General features: G+C 43.0%; 1 protein-coding gene. It reads right to left on the bottom strand.

Going from position 1 to position 1,004, the window contains the following annotated elements:
• Positions 1–190: 190 nt before the first annotated feature.
• Positions 191–1,004 (bottom strand): SbmA/BacA-like family transporter (locus B4K20_RS04955; protein ID WP_289282088.1); only part of this gene is annotated, 814 nt, incomplete at its 5' end.

The following is a 1,004-nucleotide window of genomic DNA, read 5'->3' as shown; positions in this document are numbered from 1 at the left end:
GCTTGTCAGTCAATGCCTGAACCAGAAATTGGTTTGCCATATTATGCCGTTCTTTTTCTACAACGGATATGAATTTTATCGTTTCAATTCAATATAAAAACCGCCTATCAAAAGCTAGCATCAGAGCTATCTCGTTAACCGTTACAGAGCAAACGCAAAGCGTTTCTTAAGCACATTCTCCAGTAATGAATCACGCTAATTCTGGCATCTTCCGTCCCTCAAACGTCGCCTCAAATCCAGCCAGACGTTTATGGATGGATTGCAACTCAACGATCGTCGCCCAGGAATTAACTAAGTATTGAAATGAACTTGAGACCTGCCCGAATGCCGTCAGGATTTGTTGCAAGAGACCAAACGTGATGGCCCCCGCGGCAATGGTTGGTATCAAAATCACATAGACAAAAATATTATCGGCTTGCAGATAGCTGTAGCGGAAGATATCGAAATAGCAATAGTGAAAGTAAAGACGGAAATAGTTTTTCCTGACGTTGCCGAATAACTCTCTGAGTGTCGGTGGTTGAGCACGATCAGCATGGTCTTCACCATAAACCAGCTCTTTACGATAGGCCGCCTCCACACGCTGGTTTTTGAAATAAAGACCAGGCAACTTAGCACCGGCAATAGCCACCACCAAAGTACCGAAAATTGACCAGGCTAGCGCCGCATTAAACAAAGGTGCCGGTATTTGACCAATTAATGGAAACTCAGTGACATATTTCGATAAGGCAAATAATACGGGTAAGAAGGCAAACAGTGTCATCACTGATTCAATGATTTTGACACCCAAGTCCTCAACAATGGAGGCAAAACGCATGGTGTCTTCCTGGATACGTTGCGAAGCACCTTCAATATTTCTCACTTCTTCCCAACGAGACACATAATAATTATTCATCGCTGTGCGCCAACGAAACACATAATGTTTGACGAAGAAGTTTGTCATCACCAGCACAATAATGGCGACAAAAGCGATGGAAGCGAAATCTATAATCAGTCCATATAAAAGG

The sequence above is a fragment of the Methylophaga sp. UBA5088 genome (assembly GCF_002414625.1).
Taxonomy (GTDB): domain Bacteria; phylum Pseudomonadota; class Gammaproteobacteria; order Nitrosococcales; family Methylophagaceae; genus Methylophaga; species Methylophaga marina.
Note: the sequence above shows the minus strand (reverse complement) of the source record. Positions and strands in the feature narration are given on the sequence as shown.